Source organism: Kitasatospora sp. NBC_00315 (genome assembly GCF_041435095.1).
Taxonomy (GTDB): domain Bacteria; phylum Actinomycetota; class Actinomycetes; order Streptomycetales; family Streptomycetaceae; genus Kitasatospora.
The window spans coordinates 5,876,132-5,896,774 of the sequence record NZ_CP108025.1; the positions used below are offsets into that span (position 1 = coordinate 5,876,132).

Annotated in this window: 20 protein-coding genes; 12 read left to right on the forward strand and 8 right to left on the reverse strand. The window is 73.9% G+C overall.

All coding sequences use genetic code 11. The features are described from left to right. Positions 1–94 precede the first annotated feature (94 nt). Positions 95–925 carry a tryptophan 2,3-dioxygenase gene (locus OG823_RS24390; protein WP_371481846.1) on the reverse strand — a complete coding sequence of 277 codons (831 nt, stop codon included), beginning with the start codon at positions 923–925 and terminating at the stop codon, positions 95–97. Between the two features lie 214 nt (positions 926–1,139). Between OG823_RS24390 and OG823_RS24395 the strand changes: the two genes are divergently transcribed. The 3 genes from OG823_RS24395 to OG823_RS24405 all read left to right on the forward strand — a co-directional run bounded on the left by OG823_RS24395 (position 1,140) and on the right by OG823_RS24405 (position 2,519). Further along, positions 1,140–1,574 (forward strand): Lrp/AsnC family transcriptional regulator, encoded by a 435-nt coding sequence (locus tag OG823_RS24395; RefSeq protein ID WP_371481847.1) that lies wholly within the window; start codon positions 1,140–1,142, stop codon positions 1,572–1,574. 24 nt (positions 1,575–1,598) lie between these two features. Beyond that, on the forward strand, positions 1,599–2,132 hold the full coding sequence (locus OG823_RS24400) for an NADPH-dependent FMN reductase (protein ID WP_371481848.1): 534 nt from the start codon (positions 1,599–1,601) through the stop codon (positions 2,130–2,132). Between the two features lie 63 nt (positions 2,133–2,195). After that, positions 2,196–2,519: a UBP-type zinc finger domain-containing protein gene (locus OG823_RS24405; RefSeq protein ID WP_371481849.1), complete on the forward strand. Its 324-nt coding sequence runs from the start codon at positions 2,196–2,198 to the stop codon at positions 2,517–2,519. 58 nt (positions 2,520–2,577) lie between these two features. Here OG823_RS24405 and OG823_RS24410 read toward each other — a convergent pair whose 3' ends face one another. Together OG823_RS24410 and OG823_RS24415 are read right to left on the reverse strand one after the other, a co-directional pair. Beyond that, entirely contained in the window at positions 2,578–3,210 is a 633-nt protein-coding gene (locus OG823_RS24410) for a MarC family protein (protein WP_371481851.1), read from the reverse strand. A 10-nt stretch (positions 3,211–3,220) separates the two neighbouring features. Beyond that, on the reverse strand, positions 3,221–3,541 hold the full coding sequence (locus OG823_RS24415; protein WP_371481853.1) for a barstar family protein: 321 nt from the start codon (positions 3,539–3,541) through the stop codon (positions 3,221–3,223). Positions 3,542–3,685: 144 nt separating this feature from the next. On the opposite strand from OG823_RS24415, the gene OG823_RS24420 reads away from it, so the two are divergent. The 3 genes from OG823_RS24420 to OG823_RS24430 all read left to right on the forward strand — a co-directional run bounded on the left by OG823_RS24420 (position 3,686) and on the right by OG823_RS24430 (position 7,375). Further along, positions 3,686–4,249, forward strand: coding sequence for a DoxX family protein (locus OG823_RS24420; RefSeq protein WP_371481855.1), 564 nt, complete (start codon positions 3,686–3,688; stop codon positions 4,247–4,249). Positions 4,250–4,394: 145 nt separating this feature from the next. After that, on the forward strand, positions 4,395–4,973 hold the full coding sequence (locus OG823_RS24425) for a hypothetical protein (protein ID WP_371481856.1): 579 nt from the start codon (positions 4,395–4,397) through the stop codon (positions 4,971–4,973). A 596-nt stretch (positions 4,974–5,569) separates the two neighbouring features. Beyond that, positions 5,570–7,375, forward strand: a complete 1,806-nt coding sequence (locus OG823_RS24430) for a glycosyl hydrolase family 18 protein (protein WP_371481858.1) — start codon at positions 5,570–5,572, stop codon at positions 7,373–7,375. 231 nt (positions 7,376–7,606) lie between these two features. On the opposite strand, the gene OG823_RS24435 is transcribed toward OG823_RS24430, so the two are convergent. After that, positions 7,607–8,167 (reverse strand): MarR family winged helix-turn-helix transcriptional regulator, encoded by a 561-nt coding sequence (locus tag OG823_RS24435; RefSeq protein WP_371481860.1) that lies wholly within the window; start codon positions 8,165–8,167, stop codon positions 7,607–7,609. Between the two features lie 123 nt (positions 8,168–8,290). Between OG823_RS24435 and OG823_RS24440 the strand changes: the two genes are divergently transcribed. From OG823_RS24440 to OG823_RS24455, 4 genes are all read left to right on the forward strand, one after another. Continuing rightward, on the forward strand, positions 8,291–9,598 hold the full coding sequence (locus tag OG823_RS24440) for an MFS transporter (RefSeq protein ID WP_371481862.1): 1,308 nt from the start codon (positions 8,291–8,293) through the stop codon (positions 9,596–9,598). A gap of 184 nt (positions 9,599–9,782) precedes the next feature. Continuing rightward, a complete protein-coding gene (locus OG823_RS24445) occupies positions 9,783–11,396 on the forward strand; it encodes a dolichyl-phosphate-mannose--protein mannosyltransferase (RefSeq protein WP_371481864.1) in 1,614 nt (537 codons plus the stop codon). Then, positions 11,375–12,181, forward strand: coding sequence for an ABC transporter permease (locus tag OG823_RS24450; RefSeq protein WP_371481866.1), 807 nt, complete (start codon positions 11,375–11,377; stop codon positions 12,179–12,181). Before OG823_RS24445 ends, OG823_RS24450 begins: the two co-directional genes overlap by 22 nt. Positions 12,182–12,390: 209 nt before the next feature. Continuing rightward, a complete protein-coding gene (locus OG823_RS24455) occupies positions 12,391–12,975 on the forward strand; it encodes a TMEM165/GDT1 family protein (protein ID WP_371481867.1) in 585 nt (194 codons plus the stop codon). 22 nt (positions 12,976–12,997) lie between these two features. Here the strand turns inward: OG823_RS24455 and OG823_RS24460 are convergent, their stop codons facing one another. Beyond that, complete coding sequence (locus OG823_RS24460) at positions 12,998–14,032, reverse strand: peptidoglycan-binding protein (RefSeq protein ID WP_371481869.1); 1,035 nt, start codon at positions 14,030–14,032, stop codon at positions 12,998–13,000. Between the two features lie 302 nt (positions 14,033–14,334). On the opposite strand from OG823_RS24460, the gene OG823_RS24465 reads away from it, so the two are divergent. Both OG823_RS24465 and OG823_RS24470 read left to right on the forward strand, forming a co-directional pair. Further along, positions 14,335–16,413 carry a DHA2 family efflux MFS transporter permease subunit gene (locus OG823_RS24465; RefSeq protein WP_371481871.1) on the forward strand — a complete coding sequence of 693 codons (2,079 nt, stop codon included), beginning with the start codon at positions 14,335–14,337 and terminating at the stop codon, positions 16,411–16,413. A gap of 157 nt (positions 16,414–16,570) precedes the next feature. Beyond that, entirely contained in the window at positions 16,571–16,903 is a 333-nt protein-coding gene (locus OG823_RS24470; protein ID WP_371481872.1) for an antibiotic biosynthesis monooxygenase, read from the forward strand. Between the two features lie 43 nt (positions 16,904–16,946). Here the strand turns inward: OG823_RS24470 and OG823_RS24475 are convergent, their stop codons facing one another. The 3 genes from OG823_RS24475 to OG823_RS24485 all read right to left on the reverse strand — a co-directional run bounded on the left by OG823_RS24475 (position 16,947) and on the right by OG823_RS24485 (position 20,625). Next, positions 16,947–17,780, reverse strand: coding sequence for an ECF transporter S component (locus tag OG823_RS24475; RefSeq protein ID WP_371484639.1), 834 nt, complete (start codon positions 17,778–17,780; stop codon positions 16,947–16,949). 110 nt (positions 17,781–17,890) lie between these two features. Next, a complete protein-coding gene (locus OG823_RS24480) occupies positions 17,891–19,525 on the reverse strand; it encodes an ABC transporter ATP-binding protein (RefSeq protein ID WP_371481874.1) in 1,635 nt (544 codons plus the stop codon). Continuing rightward, the gene (locus OG823_RS24485; RefSeq protein WP_371481875.1) at positions 19,522–20,625 is read right to left on the reverse strand and encodes an energy-coupling factor transporter transmembrane component T; all 1,104 of its coding nucleotides are present in this window, start codon (positions 20,623–20,625) and stop codon (positions 19,522–19,524) included. Before OG823_RS24485 ends, OG823_RS24480 begins: the two co-directional genes overlap by 4 nt. Positions 20,626–20,643: the final 18 nt, after the last annotated feature.

The window sequence follows — 20,643 nt, forward strand, 5'->3', positions numbered from 1 at the left end:
CGCGTGGTCCCTCGTTCCGCCGGCACGGTCCGCTCAGCCGTCGCGGGCCCTCGCGCCGTCGCGGGCCCTCGCGCCGGTACGGGCCCTCCCGCCGTCACAGTTCGTTCCTGACCGTCCACAGCTCGGGGAAGACGTCCTGCTCGGCCGAGCGCTTCAGCCAGCTCAGGCCGCTGGAGCCGCCGGTGCCCGGCTTGTCTCCCATCGTCCGCTTGACCGAGGAGTAGTGCCGCTGCCGCCACCGGGTGACCCGCTCGGCCGTGTCCAGCAGCGCCTCGCCCAGCCCCACGAGATCGGCCAGGGCCGGATCGCGGTAGACCTGCCGCCAGCCGGCCTCCACCTGCGGCGACGGCCGGTGGCGCTGCGCCGAGGGTTCGCAGGGGACCGCGAGACCGCGCCGGGCGAGCAGCGCCAGCACGTCGTCGTACAGGCTCGGTGCCCGCAGGGCGCCCGCCAGCTCCTGGTACGTCCCGGGCACCTCCTCGTACATCCGCAGCAGGTGGTCGCTCTTGTTGCCGAGCAGGAACTCCAGCCGCAGGAAGGCCGAGGACTGGAAGCCGGACGCCTCCCCGAGCACCTCGCGGAACGCGCCGAACTCCTGCGGGGTCATCGTCGCCAGCAGGTCCCAGGAGCCGACCAGTACGTCCTGGACGTGCGTCCCGCGCCGCAGGGCCGCCAGCGCCGCCGGCAGGTCGTCCTCGCGCAGCGCCTGCTGGGCCAGGGCCCACTCGTGCAGCAGCAGGTCGAAGAGCAGCTCCATCACCTGGGTGGTGATGATGAACGAGAGCTCGGCCGGCACCTTGCTGCGCGGGTGCTGCAGGGCGTGCAGCTCCTCCAGCCGGACGTACCGGGCGTACGGGGTTCCGTGCCCCGGCTCCTCGGCCCGACCGAACGAAAGGTTGGGCGTGCTCACCGCTTCGTTCCCCATCTCGTAACCTCCTGACGGCCCGCTCCGCACCGGATCTCCCGGCCATCCCGGTCCGTCCCGGTGGGGCGGACCCATTGTGCGGCGGCCCCGGCCCGCTCTTGAATGGGCTTCGGACACCGGATCGACGGCCGCGCCTTCCATTCAAATGGTCTTTCCGGTCTCCGGCCTCACGAACGTAAACCACCCGCCGCCCACCCAGTCCGAGGAACCCGCCATGGACGCCGTCGACCGCCGCCTGCTCGCCGAACTCCAGGCCGACGCCAGGCTCTCCTACAACGAGCTCTCCCGCCGGGTCAGCCTCTCGGCGCCGGCCGTCGCCGAACGCGTCCGCCGGCTGGAGGCCGACGGGGTGATCAGCGGCTACCACGCCCACATCGACCTCGCCAAGGCCGGCCTGCGGGTCACCGCGCTGGTCCAGATGCAGTGCTACGGACCGCGCTGCCTGCTGCGCGATCCCGGCGTCGCGGACTGGCCCGAAGTGCTCCAGCTGCACCGGGTCACCGGCGGGGCCTGCTGCGCGCTGCTGGTCGCGGTGCCCGCGATGGCCGACTTCGAGGCGCTGATCGACCGCCTCGCCGCGCACGGCCAGCCCGCCAGCTCGATGATCCTCTCCAGCCCGGTGCCCTGGCGCCCGGTGGTCGCGCCCTGAGTCGATCCGGGTAGCTTGGCGGCCATGCCGACCAACCGTCACGTCCTGCTGCTGTCCGGAAGCCTGCGCGCCGGCTCCTCCAACGAGGCCGTGCTGCGCACCGCCGTCGAGGTCGCCCCCGAGGGCGTCACCACCACGCGCTACGAGGGCCTGGCCGCCCTGCCGCACTTCAACCCGGACGAGGACACCGATCCGCTGCCGGCGCCCGTGGCGGCGCTGCGCGAGGCCCTGGCGGTGGCCGACGCCGTCCTGGTCTGCACCCCCGAGTACGCGGGCACGCTGCCCGGCTCGTTCAAGAACCTGCTGGACTGGACGGTCGGCGGCACCGAGATCTCGGACAAGCCGGCGGCCTGGATCAACGCCGCCAACCCCGGCCGGGGCCAGGGCGCCGAGGCCACCCTGCGGCTGGTGCTCGGCTACACCGGCGCCGTCGTCCGGGAGCGGGCCTGCGTCCGCGTCCCGGTCGGCCCCGGCTCGGTCGGCCCGGACGGCCTGCTCACCGATCCGGCCGCCCGCGCCCGGATCGCCGAGGTGCTCACCCGCCTGACCACGGCCTGAGCCGCGGGCCCGAGCACGGGCCCAACCAGGCCCGGCCGGAGCGCCCTGCGTATCGTGGACGGCATGAGCGAGCACCACGGTTGGCAGGTCGCCCCGGACCGGGGCGCCGCCGTCCAGGCCGAATGCGCCCATCTCGACGAGCCGGGGGAGTTCACCCCCCGCGCCGTGCGCGGCTGCGAGGAGTGCCTGCGGGCGGGTGGCCGCTGGGTGCACCTGCGCGAGTGCCTGGTCTGCGGGCACCTCGGCTGCTGCGACAGCTCGCCCGGGAAGCACGCCCACGCGCACGCCCACACCCTGCCCGGCCATGACCTGGCCCGGTCGGCGGAGCGCGGCGAGGACTGGGCCTGGTGCTACGCGGACGAGGTCTTCCTGCGACCCGCCGGCTGACCCGGCCGACTGACCCGGCCGGCGCCGCGCGCCGCTCGCCGCCCGCCGTCCCCGCCGCCTAGTGGCCGCCCGCCAGGTGCGCGCCCAGCCCGGCCAGGCCGTTCAGGAAGAGTTCGACGCCGACGGCCGCCAGCAGCAGCCCGAGCAGCCGGGAGACCAGCTCCAACGAGGTCCGCCGGCTGCGCTGGAGCAGCGGGGCCAGCACCAGCACACAGACGCAGTTGATCGCCACCACCGCGACGTACGCGGCGGCCACGGTGCTGTGCCAGGCCCAGGTGTCCTTGCTCAGCGAGCCGATCAGCACACCGGTCATCGCGAGCGGGCTGGCGATGTACGGCAGCAGCAGCGCGCGGATGCCGTCGACCATCGGGTTGGCCAGGTGTGCGTCGTCGTCCGCGCCGCCGCCCAGGTGGACGCCGAGCACCAGGGCCACCGCGTAGATGAAGAAGATCGCCCCGCCGGCCAGCTGCAGCGACTGGTCGCTGACGTGGAAGAGCGTGGTGACGAAGTCGGCGGTGAACGACATCACCCCGCCGACCACCGCCGCCACCAGCGCGCTCCACAACGCGAGGCGGCGCAGGTAGCCCGCGTCACGTCCGGCGCCGAGCTGGGCGAAGGCCAGCAGGACCTTGGGCGGGCCGACCACCGCGAAGAACGCGATGAACGCGCTGCTGAGATCGAAGACGTACATGCCCCAAGCCTTACCGCTCCACGACGGTCACGCCGCCCGCGCGCAGCGTGTCGAGCACCGCCTCGTAGTAGCTCAGGTCGCGTCCGGCGACCTCCAGCCGGCTGGTCAGCCACCGGCGCGCGACCGCCGCGTCGTGCCAGACCAGGGTGAACGGCGCCGCCGGGCCGAAGCCGCCGCGCAGGCAGTCGGCGAGCGCGTCCAGATTGGCGCCGTAGTAGCCGCCGGGGCCGTTGAGGGCCGCGCCGATGGCGGCGTAGCAGCCGGCCCGGTCCGTGACGTCGGCGCCGCGCAGCTGGTACTCGGGCGGTTTCCGTTCCGGTGTCCGTGTCATCGCGGCTCCCTGGGCCCGGCCGCTCCCGACGGGTGCGGCTCGCGGCCCGATCTTCGCCCGGATGGCGGCGCCGGGTCGAGCCGGCGGGCCGGATGGGCTGGGATGGAAGGCAGGAGCATCAGCCGTACGAAACAGAGGCCCGACATGACCTGTCTGAATCGCAAGGATCTCGGCCTGCTCGCCCTGCGGACGGCGGTGGGCGGGGTGCTCGTCGCCCACGGCACCCAGAAGCTGTTCGGGTGGTTCGGCGGCGGCGGCCTGGAGGGCACCACGCAGGGCATGGAACACATGGGTTTCCACCCGGCCCGGCAGAGCGCGATCGCCGCGGGCCTGGGGGAGGCGGGTGGCGGGGCGATGCTGATGGCCGGCCTGGCGACCCCGGCGGCCGGGTCGATCGTGGCCGGCACCATGGCGGGCGCCGTCGCGGTGCACGCCCCGGCCGGGTTCTTCAGCACGGCCGGCGGCTTCGAGTACCCGGCGCTGCTCGGCGCGGCCGGCCTCTCGCTCGGACTCTCCGGTGCCGGGCGCTACTCGCTGGACCACGCCCTGGGCCATCGGGTCGACCGGCCCTGGATCGGCCTGCTCGCGTTCACCGCGAGCGCCGTCTCGGCCTACTCGGTGGTGGCCCGCCGACGGCACGTGGTCCGGCTGCGCGAGGAGCGCGCGGCGATGGACGCGACGGGCGAGGAGGGCGCGGGCCTCTCCTGAGCCCCCGTCCCGCCGGCCTGGCAGCGACCACCCGGCGCCACCACTCCCGCCCGCGGGCCGCCCGGCGCCCGGAGGTCGGCCGCACCGAGCCGGGAAGCGATCGGGCACGGCCCACCAGGGGCGCCCGGCGAAGAAGGAGAACACGATGGAACGTCAGCAGCCCCGCCGGACCGCACACGACACCGCCGCTCCGGTGGTCCGCCGGACCCGGGTGGTCGCCGTCGCGGCCGTGGCCGCCGCAGCGATCGGCGCGACGGCGCTGGTGGGCTGTTCGTCGAGCGGGACGGCGAGTTCGACGGTGTCCTCGGTGGCCTCCGTGGCGCAGTCCGCGATCTCGGCCGCCGCGTCCGCCGCCTCCTCCGCGGTGGCCTCGGGCGCCGGTCAGCTCGGCTCGGCGGCCGCTTCCGCCGAGGCGGCCGCCTCCTCCGCGATCGCGAGCGTCAAGGGCGGCCTGGACGCCAAGGACGACGTGGCCGTCGGTCCGGTCACCATCGAGGCGGACGGCAAGGCGCAGGCGACCCTGACCGTCACCGACCACGCCTCGCAGTCGGGCAAGTACACCGTCCAGGTCAACTTCACCGACGAGTCCGGGAACGTCCTGGACGCCGCCGTGGTCAACGTCCCCGAGGTGGCCGCCGGCCAGAGCACGCAGGCCACCGTGCGCAGCAACCGCAACCTGAGCGGCGGCGTCCTGGCGGCGGTGATCCGGGCCGTCCGCTACTGACGTCCGGGGCCGTCCGGGGCCGTCCGGGGCCGTCGGGCAGCCGGGGAACGGGGCATGGGGACGGGCAGGCGGCCGGGCCGTCCGCGACGCCGGACGCCGGGCCTCCCGGGGCGGCCCCTCCGGGCTCCCGGCGGGTGGAGAAGGCCGAGGGCCGGCGCCCGGTGGTGCACGTCGGCGCACTTGACCCGGCTCCCGCGTGTACGCGCTCACCGGCAGCCGGGTCGGCCGGCTCGGGCCGGGGGCGCCGGTTCCGGTCGGCAGCGGCCGCACGGAGATCGACCTGTTCTGCGGTGCCCCCGGCGTCGACCAGCAGGTCAGACGGGGTGTGGCGGGAGCGGGAACCTTAAGGGCGGCTCAAGGGCCAACCGGGGGTCTTGACGGGTGAGTTGGTCTAGTCCATTTTAATTCCCAGGTGCAGGGAGCCCCTGAGCCGGCGTCAGAGGTCCAGACCTCTGGCGCCGGTTCGGCATACCCCGGCGTCCGTCAAGGCATGCCCCAGCTAGCGTCCTTTCTGTCATGTCCCTGGTCGTGCGGCCCCACCCCGCGCGGGCCTCCGGGGGCATGGCGGAGCCCCCACAACCTGGAGTCACGCACCCATGCTTCGCTCTGTCACTCCGGCCCAGGAGCCGGTTCGCAGGCGGCGGCCGAAGAGCCTCGTCGCTCTCGCGGCCGGCACCGCCGCCTCCCTGCTGCTCGGCGCGGGCCTCGCGCTCACCGCCGGCGGCACCGCCAACGCGGCCGCCACCAACACCACGGGCGCCGCGGCGACCGCGGGCGGCATCAAGGTCGCCTACTTCGACCAGTGGTCGGTGTACGGCAACGCCTACTACCCGAAGACCATCCAGGACACCGGCATCGCCGGGAAGCTGGACTACCTGATCTACGACTTCGCGAACATCGACCCGACGGGTCTCAAGTGTTTCGAGGCCACCAAGGCCGCCTCGCAGGACGACAACAACCCCAACGCGGGTGACGGTGCGGCGGACGCGTTCGCCGACTACCAGAAGTCCTTCGGCGCCGACACCAGCGTGGACGGCGTCGCCGACACCTGGAACCAGCCGATCACGGGCAACTTCAACCAGCTCAAGAAGCTGAAGGCGAAGAACCCGAACCTCAAGGTGCTGCTGTCCATCGGCGGCTGGACCTACTCGAAGTACTTCTCCGACGTCGCCGCCAGCGACGCCAGCCGCAAGACCTTCGTGTCGTCCTGCATCGACATGTTCATCAAGGGCAACCTGCCCGTGGACGCCGGCTTCGGCGGCCCCGGTTCGGCGGCCGGCATCTTCGACGGCATCGACATCGACTGGGAGTACCCGGGCGGCGGCGGCCACACCGGCAACCACGCCTCCCCGAACGACAAGCAGAACTTCACCGCCCTGCTCGGCGAGCTGCGCTCGCAGCTCGACGCCCAGGGCAAGGTGGACGGCAAGACCTACTCGCTCGCCGCGGCGGTCGGTGCCGGCCAGGACAAGATCAAGAACGTCGAGACGGACAAGATCGGTCAGTACCTGACCTTCCTGGACGTCATGACGTACGACATGCACGGTGCGTGGGACGCGACCGGTCCCACCAACCACCAGGCCCCGCTCTACTCGGGCCCGAACGACCCGATGACGCCGGTCACGCCGGGTACCTCCAAGTACTCGATCGACGAGGCCATCAAGGCGTGGACCGTCGGTGACCCGCAGTACGGGATTCCGGGCGGCTTCCCCGCCAAGAAGATCAACATGGGTGTCCCGTTCTACTACCGCGGCTGGACCGGCGTGCCCGCCGGTGCCAACCACGGCCTGTTCCAGAGCGCGACCGGCCCGGCCACCGGCGCTGCCATGTCCGGCAACGTCAACGGCATCCGGATGTACAAGGAGCTGAACGGCTTCGTCGACAACCCGGCGTACACCTACTGGGACGACACCGCCAAGACCTCGTACTTCTACGACGGCACCACCTTCTGGAGCGGTGAGAACGCGCAGTCCATCCAGGCCAAGCTCGACTACGCGCACTGCAACGGCCTCGGCGGCTCCTTCGCCTTCTCGCTCTACGACCTGGGCACCCAGACCGCGCTGTTCGACAAGATGGTGACGGCCACCAACGGCTCCGCCGCCAGCTGCCCGGCCGCCCCGTCCCCGTCGGCCACGGCGACCGCCAGCCCGACGGCGACCGCCTCCCCGACCGCGACCGCCTCCCCGACGGCCACGGCCTCCCCGACCGCGACGGCCTCCCCGACCGCCACGGCCACCTCGGGCGCCTGCACCGCGCCGAGCTGGAGCGCCGCCGCCGTCTACGCGACCTCCACCAAGGTCTCCTGGAAGGGCCACTACTACACCAACAAGTGGTGGACCACGAACGAGGACCCGTCGCTCAGCGGTCAGTGGGGCGTCTGGACCGACAACGGCGCCTGCTGACGTCGGGTAACCGGGTGAGGGGCCGTTGACGACGGACCCCGCACCACATCGCTGAACCCGGACGGGCCGCCACGGCCGTCCACGAATCCGGCCCGCTGGGAGTCTCCCGGCGGGCCGGAGGGCTGTCCGGGCCCGGGCGGCGGCGCGTGGCGGGCGCTCGCGGGCGCTGTCGCGGCCGCCGCAGGACCGCGCCGTCGTCCGGGACGCCCGGGTCGGTCCGGGACGCCCGGGTCAGTCCAGGTCGTCGGTGCGGCCCAGCGCGTCGGGCTGGCTCTCCTCGATCCGGCGCAGCATCCGGCCGAGCATGCCGGAGAGCGCCGCGCGCTCGTCGCCGACCACGTCCTGGAGGAGCTCCTCCTCGAAGACCGCGGCCATCCGCATCGACTCCAGCCACTTGTCGCGGCCGTTCTCGGTCAGTTCGATGATCACCCGCACCCGGTTGGCCTCGTCGCGCTCACGGGTGACCAGGCCCTCCGTCACCATCCGGTCGATCCGGTGCGTCATCGCGGCCGGGGTGAGGCCGAGCCGCTTGGCCAGGTCGCCCGGGCCGAGCTGGTAGGGGCTGCCGGCGATCACCAGGGCCTTGAGCACCTCCCAGTCGGCCGAGGTGATTCCGAGCACAGTCAACTGCCGGGTGTAGGCCACGCTCATCCGCCGGGCGACCCGGGACAGGGTCTGGACGATCGTCTCGACCTGGGGGTCCACCAGAGGGAACTCCCGCTGGTAGAGGGCCACCTGCTCGGAGATCCCCAGCTCGCCGGTGGCGGGCGGCTCGGGCTTGCGTGCGCTCATGGGGTCCAGTGTCGCACGCGACGGGTGCACTGTTTAAGCCTTTGACGAGAGAGACTTCCGATGCTTAGAGTTTAGCTCTGAAATCTTACGGGGTTAAGGGTATCCAGAGAAAGGGTGTGCACGGTGGCCGGCACGGTGAAGCAGCAGGGACAGCGTCGTCAGGCGGCGGGAGGCCCGCTGCGCCGCGTCCAGATCGGTAACGCGCTCAGCGCGTTCGGCAGCGGTTTCACGATGCCGTACATGTTCGTCTACGTGGACCAGGTGCGCGGCCTCGGCTCGCTCGCCGCCGGGATGGTGTTCACCGTCTTCGCGCTGGCCGCGCTCGCCGTGCTGCCGCTGACCGGCCGGGGCATCGACCGGTACGGGCCGAGGCCGGTGCTGCTGATCGGCGCCGCCCTCGCGGCCGCCGGTGCCTTCGCCTTCGGGCGGGCCACCGGCACCCCCGCGCTGCTGCTCTTCGCCTTCCTGTTCGGCGCCGGTTTCACCACCTGCCAGCCCGCACTGGCCACGATGATCGTCCGCTGCTCCACCAGGGCCACCCGGGCGCACGCCTTCGCTCTGCAGTTCACCCTGGTCAACCTGGGTATGGGCATCGGCGCACTGATCGGCGGCCAGATCGTGGACGTCGCCGATCCGGGCAGTCTGACCACGCTGTTCACCATCGAGGCGGCCGCGCTGCTGGCGCTCGGCCTGGTCGCCGGCAGCGCGCGGATCCCCGCCGCCGCGGCGATCGAGGAGCCGGCCGGCGCCGCCTCCGGACCGAGCGGTCTGCGGGCGATGGTCCAGGACCGGTCGATGCTTCGGCTCTGCCTGCTCGCCGCGCTGATCTTCTTCACCTGCTACGGCCAGTTCGAGTCCGGCGTCGCGGCCTTCGCCACCGACACGGTGGGTGTCGCGCCCTCCACCCTGGGCCTGGCCATCGGCGCCAACGCGCTGACCATCGTGGTGCTGCAGATGTTCGTGGTGCGGATCACCGCGCGCCGCCGCCGCACCACCGCGATGGCCGCCGCCGGTCTGGTCTGGCTGGTCGCCTGGACGATGGCCCTGGTGGCCGGCCTGGTCCGGGCCGAGGCACTCGCCGCCACCGTCGCCGTCGTCGCCGTCTACGCGCTCTTCGGCGTGGGGGAGTCGCTGCTCGCGCCGACCCTCGGCCCGATCGTCGCCGATCTCGCCCCGGCCCGGCTGCTCGGCACCTACAACGCCGGCTACTCGATGGTGAAGCAGATCGCCGTGGCGGTCGGCCCGGCCGTCGGCGTGCTGCTGGTGGGCTCCGGCACCTGGCCGCTCTACCTGGCCGCGATGGCCCTCTGCACCCTGCTGATCGTCACCCTGGCCGTGCGGCTGCGGAGCCACCTGACGCCCGCCCAGGACAACGCGCGCCCCACCCCCGTGCGCACCCTCCCCGTCCGGGAGCTGCAGACCGCCGCGTAGCCGCCGCGGCGCTCACCCGGGTGATCGGCGGGCACCCGTCCGACACGCTTGGAATCGTGCCGAGAGCCACATAGTGTCAGTCGCTGGTGGCACAGGGGCGGGAGAGCCCCGGGCCCGGGTCCCGTCCGGCCGACCGTGCCGGGCGGACGGGGCCGGGCAGGCGAGTGAGCGAATCGGCGAGGCAATGACACAAGCGGTAGTCACGCACACCCCGGCGGCACCGGCCCCCGCAGGCCCCGACCCGGCCCGGCGGGGGCCGGTGCGGTGGGCGCCGGCCCACTCCGGATGGCTCGGCCCGCTGGCGGTGGCGCTCTTCGCCGGGCTGCTGCGCTTCTGGCACCTCGGCTCCCCGCGCGCCTTCGTCTTCGACGAGACGTACTACCCCAAGGACGCCTGGTCGCTGCTGAAGCTCGGCTACGAGGGCTCCTGGCCGGACAGCGCCAACACCGACATCCTGGCCGACCCCCGGCTCATCCCGTTGGGGCCGTCCCCCGAGTTCGTCGCGCACCCGCCGCTCGGCAAGTGGACGATCGCCATCGGCGAGCAGATCTTCGGCCTCACCCCGTTCGGCTGGCGCTTCATGACGGCGCTGCTCGGCACCGTCACGGTGCTGATGCTGGCCCGGATCGGCCGCCGGCTCCTCGGCTCGACGCTGATCGGCTGCACCGCCGCGCTGCTGATGGCCGTCGACGGACTCCAGTTCGTGATGAGCCGGGTCAGCCTGCTCGACGGCGTCCAGATGTTCTACGTCCTCGGCGCCTTCGGTGCCCTGCTCGTCGACCGGGACCGGGCCCGCGAGCGGCTGGCCCCCCGGCCCGACGGCACCCTCCCGGACGGCGACCGCGCGCGGCTCGGGTGGCGCCCCTGGCGGATCGCCGCGGGTGTGATGCTGGGCGCCGCCTGCGCCACCAAGTGGAACGGCCTGACCATCCTGGCCGCCTTCGGCCTGCTGACCGTGCTCTGGGACGCCTCGCGCCGCCGCTGGGCCGGCGCCCGCCGCCCGTACCGCTCGATGCTGCGCCGGGACGCCGGCCCGGCCCTGCTGGCCACCGTGGGCGCGGCCGGCGCGGTGTACACCGCCTCCTGGGGCGGCTGGTTCCTGACCGACGACGGCTACGACCGGCACTGGGCCGACGGCCGCGCCGGGCTCTCCACGGACCACCTGTTCGGCGTCCCGCTGCCGCAGGTGGACATGACCTGGGTACCGGAGGCGCTGCGCGGCTGGTGGCACTACCACTCGCAGATGTGGGACTTCAACACCGGCCTGAGCACCCCGCACACCTACCAGTCCAACCCCTGGAGCTGGCTGCTCCAGGGCCGCCCGGTCAGCATGTACTGGGAGCAGGTGCCGCAGGGCCAGAAGGGCTGCACGGCGAGCGGCGGCTGCGCCAGCCAGATCCTCGGCCTCGGCACCCCGGTGCTCTGGTGGGCCGCCTGCTTCGCCCTGGTCTACCTGCTCTGGCGCTGGTTCTTCCGCCGGGACTGGCGCTCGGGCGCGGTGCTCTGCGCCGTCGCGGGCGTCTACCTGCCGTGGTTCCAGTACCAGGAGCGGACGGTCTTCTCCTTCTACATGGTCGTGCTCGTCCCCTTCCTCTGCCTCGCGGTCGCCCAGATGCTCGGAGCCCTGCTCGGACCGGCCGGCTGCTCGCCGGAACGCCGCCGGCTCGGCGCCGCCGGGGCCGGCCTGATCGTGCTCGCCGTGGTGGTCTGCTTCGCGTACTTCTACCCGCTGTACACGGCGGAGGTGATCCCGATGACGGACTGGCAGGACCGGATGTGGTTCACCAGCTGGGTGTGACGCCGGTGCGCACCGTCGCGGCGGGCAGCAGCCAGCTGCTGCCCGTCACCCCCGCACTCGGTGCGGTGACGGCGCTCCTGCTGGCCGCCGCCGTCGTGGTGGCCGGCCGCGGTCTGCTCGGGTACGGGCACGAGGTGCTGCGGGCCGGGTTGCGGGCGGTGCTCCAGCTCGGCGTGGTCGCGCTGGTGATCGCCTGGGTGGTCGGCTCGCTGTGGACGTCCGCGCTGTTCGTGCTGCTGATGTTCTCCGTCGCGGTCCGCACGGCCGGGCGCCGGATGACCGCCGGGCCCGACTGGGTCTGGGCCGCCGTGCCGATCGGCGCGGGCGTGCTGCCGGTGCTGGCCGTGCTGCTCGCCGGCGGCCTGCTGCCGCGCCAGGGCCTGTCCGTCATCCCGGTGGCGGGCATCCTGATCGGCGGCGCGCTGAGTGCCACCTCGCTGGCCGGCCGGCGCGCCCTGGACGAGCTGCGCCAGCGGAACGGCGAGGTCGAGGCCGCCCTCGCGCTGGGCTTCGAGGACCGTGACGCCCGCCTGGAGATCTGCCGCACCGCGGCCGCGACCTCGCTCGTCCCGGCCCTCGACCAAACCCGCACGGTCGGTCTCGTCACCCTCCCCGGGGCGTTCGTCGGCATGCTGCTCGGCGGCGCCACACCGGTGCAGGCGGGCGCGGTGCAGCTGTTCGTGCTGGTGGCGCTGCTGCTGGTCGAGGCGGTCGCGATCGTGGCCGTGCTGGAGCTGGTGGGCCGGGGCCTGGTCGCCCACGGGGGCCCCGGCGGCGTCCGGTAGACTGGTGGCTGTTGAAGGGGAGTAGCCCTCCACCGGACCGTCGACATACTGGCCCCCAGGGGCCCGGCGCCCGGGGCACCAGGTTCACCACCGGTGTCGGCGAGACCTTCGGCCGCAGTGCTGTGCTCTTCCACCAGTGCTGTCGGGCCGAGGCGTCCCCTTCAGGACTCGCGGCCCGCGCAGCCCCGACCGAGGGACAACCACCCCCGATGAGTCCGACCGTCCTCGCCATCACCTTCGGCATCGTCTTCCTGGCCGAGCTGCCGGACAAGACCGCGCTCGCCAGCCTGATGCTCGGCACCCGCTACCGCGCGAGCTACGTCTTCGCGGGCGTCGCCGCCGCGATGGCCCTCCAGGTGGGCCTGGCCCTCGTGGCCGGCCACCTGCTCGCCCTGCTGCCGCAACGCTGGGTGGAGGGCGTCACCGGCGTGCTCTTCCTGGCCGGCGCCGCGATGCTGCTCTTCCACCACGGCGGCGACGAGGAGGGACACGCCGCCAAGGAGCCGTCCGCGAACAAGTTCTGGAAGGTCGCCGGGGCGAGCTTCGTGGTCGTCGCGGTGGCCGAGTTCGGCGACCTCACCCAGATCATGACCGCCAACCTCGCCGCCAAGTACGCGGACCCGCTCGCCGTCGGCCTGGGTGCCTGGCTGGCGCTCTGCTCGGTGGCCGTGATCGCCATCGTGGGCGGGCAGAAGCTGCTCAAGCACGTACCGATGAAGGTGATCATCAGGGTGGCCGCCGGCGCGATGCTGCTGATGGCCTCCTTCAGCATCTTCAAGGCCGTGACGGGCTGACGGAGGGCGCTCCGAGGAGCGTTCAGCAGGCCGGGACCTGGCTCTCCAGCGAGGCGCGGGTGACCGGGCCGTAGACGCCCTGCTCGCTCTTGGGCAGGTTGTGCTTGGCCTGGTAGTCCGTCAGCACCCACTGGGTCCACCAGTCGAACACGCCCGAGACGAGCGACTTGTCGACCGTTCCGCAGTTGACCGCGACGAGCTTCGTCTGCATCGTCCGGACCTCCTTGCGGTCGTTGTCCGCGTCCCGCTTGAGGACCGGGCCGGCCGCCGACGGGCTGGGGGAGGCGCCGGGTGCGGTACTGGCGGCCGTCGCGGTCGGCGTCGCGGGTGCGGCCGGCGCCGGTGGCGCTGCGGTGGTGGCCGCCGTGGTGGCCGGGGCCTTGCTCGCCGCGGTCCTGCCGGAGTGCGCGGGGACGGGCGAGGCCCCGGTCGAGCCGGTCGCCGTTCCGCTCGGGCCCGGCTCCGCCGGGCCGGTGGGCGGCTCGACCGGAGCGGTCACCGTGGGTGCGGCGGTGAGGGTGGGGGCGGGCAGCGCCGTCCGGTCGGTGCTGCCCGAAGGCGCGGTCAGGAAGGCCGCGCCCACGCCCAGGACGACCACCCCGGCGCCGGCCGCCAGGATCGCGCCCCGGTGCCTGGCGAGCGGGCCGCGCTGCTCGGACCGGCGGGCCGCCCTGCCGGGCGGGGCGGCGCCGGGAGAGTTCTCGAACGCGAAGAGACCGAGCTCGCCGGGCGCGGCTCCCGGTCGGTGCGGCCCCGCGCCGGACCGGCCGGTACCGGAGGGGCCGGACGCGGGCAGGCCGGCGGTGGGCGGCGCGGCGCCGGCCGGCGCCGGCGGAAGCAGGGTCGTCGGGTACGCCGCGTCCGGGAACGCGGTGTGGTCCGGCGCAGGCCCGACCGGCGGCGCGCCGACCCGGCCGACCGGCTGCGGCACGTAGGGACGGACCAGCGGCGGGCCCTCGATGTGCGGGAGCACGGTGGTGTCCGTGAGATCCGGGGAGCATCCGCAGCTGCCGGCGGTCCGTACGGTGCCGCACACGGGGCAGTGCTGGTCCGGCACGGCCGGTCCTCCTCGGTTTGGGTGTCGAACGCGCCCGATTATGCATGACGTTCCCGAAGAGGGGACAGGGGTGACCGGGCATCAAGGAGGCTCTTGTGCCGATTGGTGACGATTGGGGCGGATGAACAATCCGTGCGAGCGACGTGGGGGCACGGTGAGCGCGGGTCGTTCGGATGGCGTAGCCCGGGGCCGCAATTGCGGGCAATCCTGACAGCATGGCCAGGTGACATGAGAGTCGGTCGGACCCGACCACCCGCTCAGGGCCCTGCCCCGGCCGGCGCCCGCACCCCGAGGAGACGCGCATGGCGGACCCGGTTGCTGCCGATCCCGACCGGCCCTCGGCAGGCGCCCCGGCACCCACGGCGGCCACGGGCGCCAACCTCTGGGTGCCGATCGGCGCCCTCCTGCTGGCCCTGCTGATCGCCGCCCTCGACCAGACGATCGTCTCCACCGCGCTGCCCACCATCGTCAGCGACCTCGGCGGCCTCGAACACCTCTCCTGGGTGGTCACCGCCTACCTGCTCGCCTCGACCGCTGCCACCCCGCTCTGGGGCAAACTCGGCGACATGTACGGCCGGAAGCGGTTCTTCCAGTCGTCCATCGTGATCTTCCTGATCGGCTCGGTGCTCTGCGGCATCGCCCAGAACATGGGTCAGCTGATCGCCTTCCGCGCCCTCCAGGGGCTGGGCGGCGGCGGCCTGATGGTGCTCAGCCAGGCCATCGTCGGCGACCTCGTCCCGCCCCGGGACCGCGGCAAGTACCAGGGCCTGTTCGGCGCCGTCTTCGGCGTCACCAGCGTGCTCGGGCCGCTGCTCGGCGGGGTCTTCGTGGACAACCTCAGCTGGCGCTGGGTCTTCTACATCAACGTCCCGATCGGCATCGTCGCCCTGATCGTCATCGCCGCCGTGCTGCACAGCACCGAGGTGAAACACCGCCACCGGATCGACTACCTCGGCACCGTCCTGATCGCCTCGGTCGCCACCTGCCTGGTCCTGATGACCTCGCTCGGCGGCACCACCTGGGCCTGGGGCTCCTGGCAGGTCGTCGGCCTCGCGGTGCTCGGGGCCCTGCTACTCGTCGCCTTCGTCGTGGTGGAGCGAGGGGCGGCCGAACCCGTGCTGCCGCTGAGGCTGTTCCGGCAGCGGACCTTCGGCCTGGTCGCCGTCATCTCCTTCGTGGTCGGCTTCGCGATGTTCGGGGCGCTCACCTACCTGCCGACCTTCCTCCAGGTCGTACAGGGCGTGTCGCCCACCATGTCCGGCATCCACATGCTGCCGATGGTGCTCGGCATGCTGCTGACCTCGATCGGCTCGGGCCAGATCGTCGCCCGCACCGGCCACTACCGGATCTTCCCGATCATCGGCACCGCCCTGACCGCCGTCGGCCTGCTGCTGCTCTCCCGTCTCACCGAGAACAGCGGCACCACCGAGATGAGCCTCTACTTCCTGGTGTTCGGCCTCGGGCTCGGCCTGGTCATGCAGGTGCTGGTACTGGCCGTGCAGAACTCCGTCGGCTACCAGGATCTCGGCGTCGCCACCGCCGGAGCCACCTTCTTCCGCTCGATCGGCGCCTCCTTCGGCGTCTCGATCTTCGGCACCATCTTCGCGAGCGGGCTCAACCGGCGCCTGGCCGACGCGCTGGAGGGCGTGCCGCTGCCGCCCGGCTTCAGCCCCGGCCTGATCAGCTCCGACCCGCACACCGTCGCCGTCCTGCCGCCCGCCGTCCAGGACAGCGTCCACCACGCCTACGCCGAGTCGATCACCCGGGTCTTCCTGTTCGCGGTGCCGCTGGTCCTGATCGCCTTCGTGCTCTCGTTCTTCCTGCGCGAGCAGACCCTGCGCTCCACCGTCACCGCGCCCGATCTCAGCGAGTCCATCGGCGTCAACCCGGTGGAGCGCTCCTCGATCGACGAGATCGCCCGAGCGCTGTCCGCCCTCAACACCCGGGAGGCCCGCCGCGACCTCTTCCGCCGGATCACGGCCGCCGCCGGGCTGGACCTCAAACCGGCCTCCAGCTGGCTCATCCTGCAGATGTACCACCAGGGCTCCGCCGAGCCCGCCGAACTGGCGGAGCGTCGGGTCGTCCCCATCGACGTCATCGAGGAGGCCGCCCGGGAGGTCGAGGGCCGGGGACTGGCCTCCCGCGGGGGCGGGCTGCCGCTGCGCCTCACCGAGAGCGGCGAGGCGAGCGCGGTGCGCCTGGTGGCCGCGCGCCGGGGCCAGCTCGCCGAACTCCTCGGCGACTGGGACGAGAAGCAGTACGCCGACCTCGCCGCACTCCTCACCCGGCTCAGCTCCGGCCTGTGCGCCGACACCCGCGACCGCCCCGACCGCACGGCGCCGGCGCCGCACGTCCCGCACAACGAGGGACGCTCGTTCTGACCGCCGCCCGGCGGCCGGGCGCCAGCACCCGCGCGTACGCCGGGGCCCGGACGCGGAGCGGTCCGCGCGGTGCCGCGACCGGCCGGTGTAGGAGACTGCTGGGAGATGGTCCGGGCCCGATGCGCGGCCCGGACCCGTTCTCCGAGAGGTGCCGTCGATGGCAGTCGTGAAGATCAATGTGCTGACCGTTCCCGCCGAGCAGCGTGAGGTGCTGGAGAAGCGGTTCGCCTCCCGGGCGGGGGCGGTGGAGAACTCGGACGGCTTCGAGTGGTTCGAGCTGCTGCGCCCGGTGGAGGGGACCGACCAGTACCTGGTCTACACCCGGTGGGCCACCGAGGAGGACTTCCAGGCGTGGATGGCCGGGCCGATGCAGGCCGCGCACCGCCAGGGCCCGCCGGCCGCCGAGGGCGCGGCGCCGCAGCGGCCGGCGGCCTCGGGGTCGACGCTCTGGTCCTTCGAGGTCGTGCAGTCCGCCGGGCCGAAGGCCTGACGCAGGTGTTCCGGGCGGGGCCCTGCCGGGGCCCCGCCCGGTCTCAGGACGGCGGCGGCCGGAAGGCGACCGGGGCGTCGAAGGCCGCGCGGCGCGAGGCGCGGCGCAGGGCGCGCAGGACGGGCGTGCCCAGCGTGAGGCAGAGCACGACGGTGAGGGCGGCGCGCGGGAGGTCCCAGCCGAGCGAGGTGGTCAGGCAGTAGGCCGCGAAGCGCGGCAGGTTGGCACTCAGCGGGTCTCCGGGGTGGAAGGAGACCGAGCTGGAGAGGCCGCCGATGTAGGGCCAGCCCTGGAGGTTCATGACCGTGCCGTAGGCGACGGCCGAGAGGGCGCCGTAGCCGGCCAGCAGCGTGAGCTCACGCCGCCCGCGCAGGCCGGCCGGCCCGGGGAGCAGCCCGGCGCCGAGGCAGACCCAGCCCATCGAGAGCATCTGGAACGGCAGCCAGGGGCCGACCCCGCCGGTGAGCAGGGCGGAGGCGAACATCGAGACCGAGCCCAGGACGAATCCGAAGCCCGGGCCCAGGACCCGTCCGGCGAGCACCATCAGGAAGAACATCGGCTCCAGCCCGGCCGTGCCCGCGCCGAGCGGACGCAGGGCGGCGCCGGCCGCCGCGAGCACGCCGAGCAGGGCGACCGCCTTGGCGTCCATGCCGGGCTCGCCGCCGCCGCCCGAGCGGCCCTCGGAGATCTGGGCGACCACCACGGCGAGCAGCAGCGGCAGCAGCAGGGCGAACAGCCAGGGCGCGTCGGTGGAGTGGCCCACCAGGGCGGAACCGGTGGAGGCCAGCAGCGGCCAGCCGAAGGCGACCACGCCGATCGCGGAGATGAGCACCAGGGTGGCCACGGAGCGCCGGCCGAGCGGGACGGGCCGGGCCAGCCGCGCGCGGTCGGGCGCCGTCGGCCCGGATGCCGTCGGGCCGGGCGCCGTCGGACCGGATGCCGTCGGGCCGGGCAGCTCGGGGGCGGGCCCCGCTGCGGGCGGCGCGTTCACGCGTCACCGTCCACGGTGTCGAGGGCCACGGTGTCGAGTGCCTCGGCCACCTGCCGGACGGTCAGCCAGGGCGACGGGCCGAGGATCTTGGCGACCTGCGGGGCGAAGGCGGGGGAGGAGAGCACGACCTCCGGGGTCGGTCCGTCCGCGACGATCTCGCCGTCGGCCAGGATCACCGTGCGGTGCGCGAGTTCGGCGGCCAGCTCGACGTCGTGGGTGGCCAGCAGGACGGTGTGCGCATCGGCGGCCAGCGCGCGCAGGATCTCCACCAGCCGCGCCTTGGCGGCGTAGTCGAGCCCCCGGGTGGGCTCGTCGAGCAGCAGCAGCGGCGGCCGGGAGGTGAGCACCACGGCCAGCGCGAGGGTGAGCCGCTGGCCCTCGGAGAGGTCACGCGGATGGGTGGTGTCCACGATGCCGGGCAGCAGCCGCTCGACCAGGGCGCGGCAGCTGCCGGCGGTGGCGCCGGCGTCCCGGTCGGCGGCCGTGCACTCGGCGGCGAGGCTCTCGCCGTACAGCAGGTCGCGCGGATCCTGCGGCACCAGGCCGACCTGGCGGACCAGTTCCTTGGGCCGGGCCCGGTGCGGGGTCAGTCCGCCGACCCGGACCGTTCCGCTGGTGGGGGCGTGCAGGCCGACCAGGCTCGCCAGCAGGGTGGACTTGCCCGCGCCGTTGCGCCCCATCAGTGCGGTGATCTCGCCGGGGCGCAGCACCAGGTCGACGCCGCGCAGGGCCTGGACCGGACCTCGCCGCACGGCCAGCCGCCGCACGGTGGCGACCGGCTCGCCGCCGGGGGCCGCGGGCGCGGCGGGGCGCAGCCCCTCCAGGCGGCTGCGCAGCGGGACGGCCCGGCGGCGGGCGTCCCGGACGGAGAGCGGCGGCGGCGACCAGCCGGCGAGCCGGCCCAGACCGACCACCGGCGGGTGCACGGGGGAGCGGTCCATCACCTCGGCGGGATCACCGAGGACGGCCGGTCGGCCGCCGCCGGGCAGCAGCAGCACCCGGTCGGCGTACTGCACGACCCGCTCCAGGCGGTGTTCGGCCAGCAGGACGGTGGTGCCGAGGTCGTGCACCAACCGCTGGAGGACGGCGAGCACCTCCTCGGCCGCGCCAGGGTCGAGCGCGGAGGTGGGTTCGTCCAGCACCAGGACCCGGGGGTGGACGGTCAGCACCGATCCGATCGCGACCCGCTGCTGCTGCCCGCCGGAGAGCGAGGTGAGGGCGCGGGCGCGCAGGTCGGCGAGACCGAGCAGATCGAGCGTCTCCTCGACGCGGCGGCGCATCACCTCCGGGGCCAGGCCCAGCGACTCCATGCCGTAGGCGAGTTCGTCCTCGACCGTGTCGGTGACGAAGTGCGAGAGCGGATCCTGACCCACCGTGCCCACCAGATCGGCGAGTTCACGCGGACGGTGGGTGTGGGTGTCGCGGCCGCCGACGGTGACCCTGCCGTGCAGCACGCCGCCGGTGAAGTGCGGGACCAGGCCGCTGACGGTGCCGAGCAGCGTGGACTTGCCGGAGCCGGACGGGCCGACCAGAAGGCAGAGTTCGCCCTCGGGGACGGTCAGGTCGATCCCCTGCAGGGCGGGCGCGGCGGCGTCGGGGTAGCTGACCGAGACCTGCTCGAAGGTGATCACGGGGTGCTCCGGGGCGGGGTCGGGGCGGCCGACGCGGGGATCAGGCCGATCAGGACGGCCAGCGCGGCGGACAGCGGCAGGGTCGGGGCGCTCAGCGGGACGACGGAGGGCGTGAAGGCCGCCGGGTCGCGCCCCGACAGCCAGATCACCAGCCCGGCGACCAGCACGCCGGAGCAGGCCACCAGCCACTCCCGCCAGACCCAGGGGTCCGGCCGGTAGCGGCTCCTGACGGCGCGTCTGCCGCCGAGCAGCAGCCCGCCGCCGGTGGCCGCCAGCCCCAGGAGGAGCACCGGCGGCGCCCAGCCGCTCGCGTCCGCGCCGAGCAGCCCGTACGTGGCCGCGCAGATCCCGAGCAGGCCGGTCAGGGTGAGCGCGGTGGTGCCGCGGGCGACTCCCGGCGGGAGATCGGCGGTCCGGCCGAAACCGCGGGTGTCCATCGCGGCGGCCAGGGCGACCGAGCGCTCCAACGCGCCTTCCAGCACCGGCAGTCCGACGCTGAGCAGGGCCCGCGCACCCCGGTCGGAGCGGCCGCGCAGCCGGCGGGCGGCGCGCAGCCGCTGGACGTCCGCGACCAGGTTGGGCGCGAAGGTCATCGCCACCACGACGGCCACCCCCGCCTCGTGCAGCGCGGCGGGCAGGGCGCGCAGCAGCCGGGCGGGGCTCGCCAGCGCGTTCGCCGCCCCGACGCAGATCAGCAGGGCCGCCAGCCGCAGCCCGTCGTAGAGCGCGAACAGCAGGCCCTCGACGGTGACCCGGCCGCCGATCCGCACCCCCTGTGCCCAGACCGGCAGCGGCACCTGGGGCAGCGTGAACAGCACGTGCGAGCCGGGGATCGGGGAGCCCAGCAGGACGGCGAACAGCAGCCGGACGCCGAGCACCAGCAGCCCCAGCTTGAGGAACGCCCCGTAGGAGCGCGACCAGGGGGCGTCGCCGCGCCGGGCGGCGACCACGTACCCGGCGACGGCGATCACCAGCAGGAGGAGCAGCGGGTCGGTGGTGCGGGAGGCGGCCGCGCCGAGGCCGAGCGCCCACAGCCACCAGGCCCCGGGGTGCAGGTGGCGGGGGCCGGCGGCCGGGCGGGTGCGGCGCGATGAGGTCACGGGAGGGGATCCAGGTGG